Raw genomic sequence first — 8,059 nt, forward strand, 5'->3', positions numbered from 1 at the left:
GGTCTACACTGCGGAAGCGCACTGGGGAAGTGCCGAGAAGGTCGTGATGAAGACCCTCGCCGAGCACGGCTTGCTGTCGCTGGCAGAAACCGAGAAGCTGGACGCGTCTCTGATGTTCGAGGATCCGCATAAAAACAAGCTGAAGCGCAACTCCAGCCTGGTAGGGCCGTGGCTGCATAAACTCGACACCCGACTTCAGGAAATGCGTTCAGCTTATGATCCCGCCGTGGTCGAGGACCTGAATCACAGCTACATCGCAGGCATGAAAAACCTGCCCATTGCTCATTTCAAATTGAATGAGAGGGGCAACGGATTCGAAGATTGCTCAGGCTTTGGCGACTCGTTCACATGCGCCAACGCCGTCGCCTGCATCAACCACGCGCGCTTGATGAGCGGACAGCAACGTCTTTCGAAGGAAGAGGTGATTGTAGTCATATCCTGCCTCAACGCGGTATACGACGACACGAGCTCCATCCGGCACACGCTCCATGAGATAGCGCGTGGCTGTTTCGCGGGCGCTGGCTACTCCATCGAGGATGCAGATGCGTTTTACTTGGATGTCTGTCAGAAGGCGGCGCAAGAATACTATGGTGGGAAAAATCTGTCGAAGTTTGGATTGATGAAGGTGTAAGTCTTCGTGCCTAGACCTTGGCGATCGTGGCTGCAAGCGCATGGGGATATGGCGAGCGAGACACTCTCCTCTGATCGGTCTCGGATCGCGCTGGTGCGGTGTGAGCTTGAGATAGGCGTCAGGAACTGCCCGCCGACCAAACGGCCCTGTGCCTTGCGCCTACCCATAAAGCCGACAGACCGTACGAACCGGATCGCACTGTCGACCGGGCCTATAGCCGTTTTCGCAATGCGCGCTCGGCTGCGACAGCATGTGGCTTCGCAAGGACCGCAATCTCTGCCTTGCGGATTGCGCGCCAGCCGAGACTGGATTGCCCCGGACTGTCGAACCACCTATGCAGATGTTTTCCAATAGGTCCGTATCGTCTCGGCCGCATGCGAGCGGCGCGGAACCGTGGCCAGTTCTTTCAGCCAGGCGAAGGGCGGCTCGATAATTGTCATCCGCTCCGGGATTGCCGCATACACCGTCGTCGCCTTGACGACCCGTACCATACTATTCTTTTTAGCTCTGGCCGTCCGAAGCACAAAACGACACCAGAAGGGCGCAACTGCCTGCAGCAACAAAGAAGACAGCTGTCGAACCGGTAGATATCTAAGCGGAGCGCGCCTTAGCTGGCGGGCAGGTACGCTCGCGCTTGGCAAAGCAAGCAATCACACAAAGGGCACCGAGTCCATCAGTCTGATGAGCGCATCAAAGACGAATTCTGCCAGCGATCAAAACCAAACTTTTCCTGACCATTGCGCCGACGTGACATCGCATCCCTCAATCGATTGCGCTGATCGCGGTCTGCGAATTGCTGACAAGGGACGGCCGCTCCACATTCGATGCAGTTTCATCGACGGATTATCGTCTTGCTCCCTGCCCAAACTGTTCCGCCGCTGGGCGAAATCCTCCAATTCCAAGTCCGCTGAGCGCTCTTCCGCCAGGGTGGCGTCCGTTTCCAACGCTCGAACGAGATTCTCGAATTTGCGAACCTCGCGCCATGCCTCTCGTAGCACGCCGTACGCTTCCTCACGTGCCTGCCGAGCTAGGTCGGATTCTGCCGTAGCCTCTTCGAGCCGCTTTTGGAGCAGCTGTTCGTGTTGACGCAGCGAGATCATCTTCGCGTTCACCTCATTGAGATCAATGAGAGCGACGGCTTCCCCGATTAGCGGATCATATACCGCGGCCTCGCGACGGGATCGATCTTCCCGCCATGCGCGAAGTTCTGTCAGAGCCTTTTCGATAGCCGCCACAGTATTGTCGAGAGCGATGTGCCGCAAGCGCAGCGCATCTTCGGCGCGGCAGCGCCGCAATTCCTTTAGTTCGAGAAGGCGATGTACGGCTTTGGGCATTATGCTAAGCATGCGGCAAGCGAATCTAGCATCGTGTCGAAGCCGATTTGCTCTTGTGTCGACTGCCGCAAGAAGGTTCGTATGTGGTCTATCTTAGCGATCGCTGCATCGGCGAGCGGATCGGCTGCTTCCTTGTACTCACCGACACGTACCAACAGTTCCACTTCGTGGTATTTGGCCATCAGCTGCCGCAGGCTGCCTGCCAACCTCTCATGTTCTGGCGACACGATAGCGCTCATGACGCGGCTTACACTGGCCAGAATGTCGATAGCGGGATAATGGTTCGACATCGCCAAGTGGCGCGAGAGCACTATATGACCATCGAGGATTGATCGGGTTTCATCGGCCACCGGTTCGGTCATATCATCACCCTCTACGAGCACGGTATAGAAGGCCGTTATGGATCCGCGATGGTTGTTCCCAGCGCGCTCCATAAGCCGCGGCAGTGAAGCAAACACCGATGGCGGGTAACCACGCCGTGTCGGCGGCTCACCGGCCGCGAGACCGACCTCCCTCAGCGCACGGGCAAAACGGGTCACCGAATCCATGAGAAGCAGCACAAGCAGTCCTTGGTCGCGGTACCATTCAGCGATCGCCGTCGCAACATAGGCCGCCTTAGTCCGCTCCATTGCGGAACGGTCGGAAGTGGCAACGACAAGAACCACTCTCGATCGAGCTTCTGCGCTGAGATTGTGTTCGACGAACTCCGACACCTCCCGGCCACGCTCGCCGATGAGCGCTATCACGGTCACGTCAACCGCTGCGCCACGCACCAGCATCGATATCAATGTGCTCTTGCCTGCGCCCGCAGCGGCAAATATGCCAATCCGCTGCCCTTCGCCGCACGTTAGAAGACCATCGATCGCCCGTATGCCGACAGCAAGAACGTTGCCGATTATGCGCCTTGTTAAGGGATCCGGCGCGTCCCTGTAGACAGGTACGTGGGTTTCCGGAAACAGGGGCCCATTGGTCGATGCGTCCAGAGGTCGGCCGAAACCATCGAGGACACGGCCGAGCAGGTTCCAGCCGGCCGGTACCATGAGGGGCTTTCCCGTCGGGATCACTTCAGTGAATGTGGAGAGGCCCTGCATTTCCCCCAGCGGTGTCAGGATGGCAACATCGCACTGCACGCCGACGACTTCCGCCGGCAATTCGAAGTCGTTCTCCGGATTGCGGAGAATGCAAAGGTCGCCAATGCGAGCGCCCGGCGCCGTGGCACGGATGACCGTTCCAACGATCTGGAGGACGCGGCCACGGACGTGCATTGTCGACGCCTGCGCAACTGCTGTTTTTGCGAGCTGGAAAAAATAATCGATGTTTTTGTGCCCGGGGAGAATAACTGCCTTCGTCGGCTCGGCTGGCGCGGACATCATTTTAGGCTTTTCGAACATTATTGTGGTTTGGCTTTGCAGGGGCTGCTGGGCCGCTACGCAGGCAGCTTTCGATCGCCGCAAGCTGGCTCTCGATCGTGGCTTCGACCAGTCCGGCATCCGTCTCGAGGATGCACCCGGCATCATTTACGCGCGCGTCGGCAATTACCTCGACGACGGTGCGCGATGTTGCCGTTGGGAGGATCTCGTCCAACCGGTTGCGGACCGCCTCGAGGAGTGACGGTGCCACGCGCACCCGGACGAGGGAGTTGTGGCCCGCGAATTTCAGACCGCGCAAAGCGATCTGCACCGTAGCCTCCGCCGGCTCGATAGTGTCGATGATCCGACGCGCGATTTGCAGGGCCAAGTCGACAATCTGCTCCTCAGTTTGCGCCATAATCCGCACAGAATCCGTGGCGATCGCGGTCAGGCGGGCCTCGATTTCTGCTTGTGCGGCAGCAAGGCCAGCCTCTTCGGCCCGCGCCTCGATCGCTCGAGCGGATCCGCGCGCCGCGTCGATGAGCGCATCGGCTTCGCGTTGTGCCCATATAAGCACTCGCTCAGCACTCACCAGTGTCTGTGCGCTTTCGGCTGGCAAGATTCGCCCATGGCCGAGGATGGCCACTGACGCAGGCGTCAGCTGAACCAATGCGACCATATGGGCATCCTCTTGCGGATCAGGCGCTGGATCGCATTGAATGCATCCTCGCCAGCATTGTCTTCGCGACAGGTGTCCACCACCGCCGCCCAGATTGACGCGGGACGGCGCAAGCTTAGCCGAGTCCGCAGCATTTGCGGAATGCTGCCAATCGCAAGACCGAACATCGCCGCGCCGCATTGAAGCAATGCACTGGGCGCGGACGGAATGTCGGAAGCACCGATCGCCGACATCAGTTCCGCCGTCGGCCGCGGCAGAAGTGCGGCCTGCCGGGCAAATGCGACGGCTTCTTCTCCAAGGGCCGCGCGAACCGCCGTGATATCGGCCGTCCGAATGAGCCCTGTAAGGCCGGATGCACCTACCCAGGCTCCGGCTAGGCGCATGAGGCACACGGCATCCGGCGCCGGGAGGAACGCGAGCCTGCTTCGTCGCGCAGCGCCAGCGGAAATGATGGCAGACGGTTCATCACTTTGGCCGCGAAGGAGCCAGCGGCCAAGCCTGACACGACTGAACGGGTCCGTCTGAGCGATATCCAGCGGCATCCATTTGGGCCAACCGTGCGCCATTGTGAAATCGAGATCAGCGGCAGGATCGGCGATGCAGCATATCACCGCCCTCGCCCACGGTGCTTCAAGCCATTTATCCGACATCGCTGCTCCCGGAGATTATTGCGGAATTGTCCCATTCGGTTGATCTCGTTGAGCCGCTATGGCGGATGCCTCGCGGAAGCGACGCCATAGTAGGAACGCGAGGACCCCATTGCCGATAAGCAATACCGCAATGCCGCCTACGAGCCCGACCACTAGATGGCGTGCGCCGCTGTCTTCTGTCGTCAGGACGGCCGTTCTATCGACGGAATGCAGTAAAGCATGATCCTGACTTGCCTCTACGAGGACGACGGAGACCCTTTCATAGGACAAGCCCTCCAGGCTGTTTGCGACGAGCTCCTTGATTTTCGGGACGAATTGATCGACGGCAGCGCCGGGTGCGTAACGGACAAGTACGGCAGCGCTGGACGGGAAGGACGGGTTTCGATCGTCACTCGTCTCTTGGGGCAACACTGCATGGACCCGGGCACTGAGCACTCCATCGATGGTAGACAGGGTCCGCGACAACTCCTGTGTGGCGCCATAAATATAGCGCACACGCTCCTCTGTCGGCGATGAGATCATACCTTCTTTCTTGAAGAGACTGCCCATGTCGGCGAAAAGGTCGTGAGGCAGTCCGGCGCCGTTCAACACGTCCATGGCAGGGGGAACATCTTTGGTATCCACCGACAATGAGGCGGTGCCGCTATTGTCCGTCGTTTTTTCGGCATGGATGCCTTGGCTCATGAGCAATGCAAGCATTTCGTTCGCTTCGTGCGCCGGAAGATTTCGGTAGAGCTCAAGCTTCGATCCGCAGCCCGTCAGCGTGAACAACAAGAGAGGTGTCGCCAGCCGCTTCAATACAGAGGTCAGACCCATCCAGCGTAGATCATTGGTTTTTCAAGAAAGTATCCAGACTTTGTGTGGCCTTGCCCACTACCTTGGCCAGCATGTCGCACTGTAGCGAGGCCGCTGATATCGCGAGCTGCGCACTCAGCCAATCACCCGAGTGAATCTCCCCCGCTTCCATACTCCCCTCGGTGCTCCGAACAGTTTCGATGGCGTGGTTAAAGTTGGCGCTCAGCTTCTCCATGCTGCTGAGGATGGCGTCTCCCGGCGTGCGGACGACGCCAGATCCCCGCGCCGGCTTGGTCAACCCGTTGATTGCACCGGTCGCTGACTTGTCGTGCTGTGGGAACAACTGGGGCCGATCGAGCGCGGCATGAAAAGCGTCGAGGGATTCAGTCGATATTTTCGATACGAACGCACTTTGCGTCGATAAAACAGACTTCAGCGCTGGTGGGTTAATGCTGTTGACGCTCACCAGATGTCCCTCGATAGCGACTGATTGACGGTGCTAATGCCGACGACAGATACCATCCCAATCGATGGCCGCATCGCACAATGGCACCATGCGAGCCCCCGTGGCATTTGTGCCTCGGTCCTCCGAGTGATGCCCCACAAATCCGCCAGATACCAATATCTGAAATAAGGCAGAAGGAACAATATTGTTACGATATGTATATATCGGCAGGCGCTATGACATCAAATACTCGCCTGGGAAGAGAATGACGGAAATGCTCTGCCTTGAGCGGGGCATAAGCGGCAAGTATGGATGCATATCGCCTTCGTATTTGTGCCCCGCAGGCTATCGAGCAACATTGGCGGTCAAAAGCCGACGTCTTGCTGGGTGCTCACCACTCGGCAACGTCCAGCGGCAGCCGGCGCTTGAATTAGCAGTTCCGGATACGAGTTTAGGATGAAACGAATGCCCTGCCATTGCGGAGCGATTTGAAGAAGCTGCAGGCAGGTCAGAAAGCGCCGAGAACCGGTCCGATGGCATCGTTACCGGAAAATGACGCGCAACTCGCCCAGAGAAAGGGAGTTCGATAGACGATGTCTCCTTCGTGTGCATCTGCGTCATCCGGGAGCCGCATTGAGATCGGCGTCGGGTTACGGCGGAATCTGGCCGACGCGGCATTCTTGGCTTGCATTTCGAACGACGTAGTGCGGGCCAGACGGATTGCGAAAGGGCTTAGCGCTATTGCGCCGGGCAGTAGGGAGTCCATCATCGCTTACGCCGTTGCGGACCTGACCGTAGGAGATATCGAAGCGGCGCTGGAACAGCTGCGTCCGCTTTCGGATGCCAATGATTCATATGGGATGGCGCTCAAGGCGCTGGCTCTCCATCTTGCCGGCCGGCTCAGTGAGCGCGATGCCGTACTGAGGCTGGTTCCGGGCGGAGATTCCGATGTCGACGTCCTCGTCGCCGCGCTTGCCAGGAACTCCGTCGGATATGCTGCTCAGGAGGCAGAACTTCGCCCACGACCTCTAGGTTCATTGGCGCAACGGATGGGAAACCACGGGGAACGAATGGAGAGCAAAGATCTTGATGAGACGATGGCGAGCGCGCGGCAAACGATCGCGCAGGTGGAGAGCGTCCTAAGAGAAGGTCGCAAACAGCTCGGTAGGCAAACTGAGTTCTTGGGCGATAATGCCGTCAGCGGCGATGCCATCTCCGCATCCGTCGCGGCTCAAGGGGCGGATTTTCGGCAAGCCTACCCGCGGGAGCGGCCGACGGTTGTTGGAGATATCGTGACCGCCACGTCGCAACAGCAGCCGATATTTGGGCCGCGTGTCGAGCTGACGTGGCAGAGGGTCTGAGGGGGCGATGCAGAAGATAGAGATGCAGAAGGTAAAGGAGCTAGTTAACGGGAGGTGGCGATCGTGGACACGACCGAGGCTGGACAGCTGGCACGACTCACTGAGGAGATCATCACAGGGCGTACGGATTTGGCGACTGTGCTTGGGATCACGCATGACGAACTCGAGGCAGTCTACGCGCTCGGCCATCGTTTCTATTCGGCCGGTAGATACGGCGAGGCGCTGAGCTTCTTTCGCTTTCTATGCGTGCATCGGTACATCGACCCGAGATTTTGGTTCGGATTCGGCGCCGCAAGTCAGATGTTGGGCGATGCGGCAAATGCCGTGCATGCCTATGGACTGGCTGCGTTGCTGAACGACGAGGATCCGCAGATTCCACTTCGAGCTGCGAAATGCCTCGTCAAACTCGATCAACCGGCCGCAGCCGTGAGCGCGCTTGAGAGCGTATTGGAGCTGAGCCGCGGGAAGCCGGAGCATACAGCTTTCGCTCAGCAAGCGTCGCTGATGCTGCGTCGTCTCAAGCCCGAAGCAGCATGTAAAGGAGGCTGCGATGCATAACGTGAGCACCACGGAAGCGATCGGTGCAATGCTGCTTAAAGCCGGGGGGCTAACTCAGGTCGGCGCACCTACCGGCGATTCTTTGGTTGGTTTTGGCAAGTCAGGCGCTGAACTTGCGCTGCCACCAGTTTCTGGCGGCGCTCCGGTGTCGGATGCGGTCCCAACACTAACCCCACCACGGGCCTTTGATGCGATGGAACTGGCCGCGAAGTTTCTAAGCCTTAAGATGAAAATTGCTGATGCCCAGGGTGCCGCGG

The 8,059-nt window shown here is 58.7% G+C and carries 10 protein-coding genes and 1 pseudogene; 4 read left to right on the forward strand and 7 right to left on the reverse strand.

The window, feature by feature from the left end:
• Positions 1-631, forward strand: a pseudogene (locus EOA60_RS10770) (type III effector HopG1); the annotation flags it as partial.
• Between the two features lie 332 nt (positions 632-963).
• Here the strand turns inward: EOA60_RS10770 and EOA60_RS37475 are convergent.
• The 7 genes from EOA60_RS37475 to sctI form a co-directional block, all read right to left on the reverse strand.
• Positions 964-1,122 (reverse strand): hypothetical protein, encoded by a 159-nt coding sequence (locus EOA60_RS37475; RefSeq protein ID WP_164748452.1) that lies wholly within the window; start codon positions 1,120-1,122, stop codon positions 964-966.
• A 222-nt stretch (positions 1,123-1,344) separates the two neighbouring features.
• Positions 1,345-1,965 (reverse strand): YscO family type III secretion system apparatus protein, encoded by a 621-nt coding sequence (locus EOA60_RS10775; RefSeq protein ID WP_164748451.1) that lies wholly within the window; start codon positions 1,963-1,965, stop codon positions 1,345-1,347.
• Positions 1,965-3,356: a type III secretion system ATPase SctN gene (gene sctN / locus EOA60_RS10780; RefSeq protein ID WP_281060735.1), complete on the reverse strand. Its 1,392-nt coding sequence runs from the start codon at positions 3,354-3,356 to the stop codon at positions 1,965-1,967. Before sctN ends, EOA60_RS10775 begins: the two co-directional genes overlap by 1 nt.
• Complete coding sequence (locus tag EOA60_RS10785; RefSeq protein WP_164748396.1) at positions 3,340-3,993, reverse strand: FliH/SctL family protein; 654 nt, start codon at positions 3,991-3,993, stop codon at positions 3,340-3,342. Before EOA60_RS10785 ends, sctN begins: the two co-directional genes overlap by 17 nt.
• Positions 3,972-4,643 (reverse strand): hypothetical protein, encoded by a 672-nt coding sequence (locus tag EOA60_RS37480; RefSeq protein ID WP_164748397.1) that lies wholly within the window; start codon positions 4,641-4,643, stop codon positions 3,972-3,974. Before EOA60_RS37480 ends, EOA60_RS10785 begins: the two co-directional genes overlap by 22 nt.
• A 15-nt stretch (positions 4,644-4,658) precedes the next feature.
• Positions 4,659-5,459, reverse strand: a complete 801-nt coding sequence (gene sctJ, locus EOA60_RS10790) for a type III secretion inner membrane ring lipoprotein SctJ (RefSeq protein WP_127335560.1) — start codon at positions 5,457-5,459, stop codon at positions 4,659-4,661.
• A gap of 10 nt (positions 5,460-5,469) precedes the next feature.
• On the reverse strand, positions 5,470-5,904 hold the full coding sequence (sctI, locus tag EOA60_RS10795) for a type III secretion system inner rod subunit SctI (RefSeq protein ID WP_164748398.1): 435 nt from the start codon (positions 5,902-5,904) through the stop codon (positions 5,470-5,472).
• Positions 5,905-6,587: 683 nt separating this feature from the next.
• Between sctI and EOA60_RS10800 the strand changes: the two genes are divergently transcribed.
• From EOA60_RS10800 to EOA60_RS10810, 3 genes are all read left to right on the forward strand, one after another.
• Positions 6,588-7,244 (forward strand): hypothetical protein, encoded by a 657-nt coding sequence (locus EOA60_RS10800; protein ID WP_127335562.1) that lies wholly within the window; start codon positions 6,588-6,590, stop codon positions 7,242-7,244.
• A gap of 63 nt (positions 7,245-7,307) precedes the next feature.
• Positions 7,308-7,802 carry a SycD/LcrH family type III secretion system chaperone gene (locus EOA60_RS10805; RefSeq protein WP_164748399.1) on the forward strand — a complete coding sequence of 165 codons (495 nt, stop codon included), beginning with the start codon at positions 7,308-7,310 and terminating at the stop codon, positions 7,800-7,802.
• Positions 7,795-8,059, forward strand: a 265-nt coding sequence (locus EOA60_RS10810) for a hypothetical protein (protein WP_164899259.1), incomplete at its 3' end; no start/stop codon positions are given. The genes EOA60_RS10805 and EOA60_RS10810, both read left to right, overlap by 8 nt.

Source organism: Mesorhizobium sp. M1A.F.Ca.IN.020.06.1.1, from assembly GCF_004023265.1.
Lineage (GTDB): Bacteria > Pseudomonadota > Alphaproteobacteria > Rhizobiales > Rhizobiaceae > Mesorhizobium.

Bases quoted from the DNA above. Each gene is read 5' to 3' on its own strand.
- EOA60_RS37475 (WP_164748452.1), bottom strand. From the start codon at position 1,122: ATGGTACGGGTCGTCAAGGCGACGACGGTGTATGCGGCAATCCCGGAG.
- EOA60_RS10775 (WP_164748451.1), bottom strand. From the start codon at position 1,965: ATGCCCAAAGCCGTACATCGCCTTCTCGAACTAAAGGAATTGCGGCGC.
- sctN (WP_281060735.1), bottom strand. From the start codon at position 3,356: ATGTTCGAAAAGCCTAAAATGATGTCCGCGCCAGCCGAGCCGACGAAG.
- EOA60_RS10785 (WP_164748396.1), bottom strand. From the start codon at position 3,993: ATGGTCGCATTGGTTCAGCTGACGCCTGCGTCAGTGGCCATCCTCGGC.
- EOA60_RS37480 (WP_164748397.1), bottom strand. From the start codon at position 4,643: ATGTCGGATAAATGGCTTGAAGCACCGTGGGCGAGGGCGGTGATATGC.
- sctJ (WP_127335560.1), bottom strand. From the start codon at position 5,459: ATGGGTCTGACCTCTGTATTGAAGCGGCTGGCGACACCTCTCTTGTTG.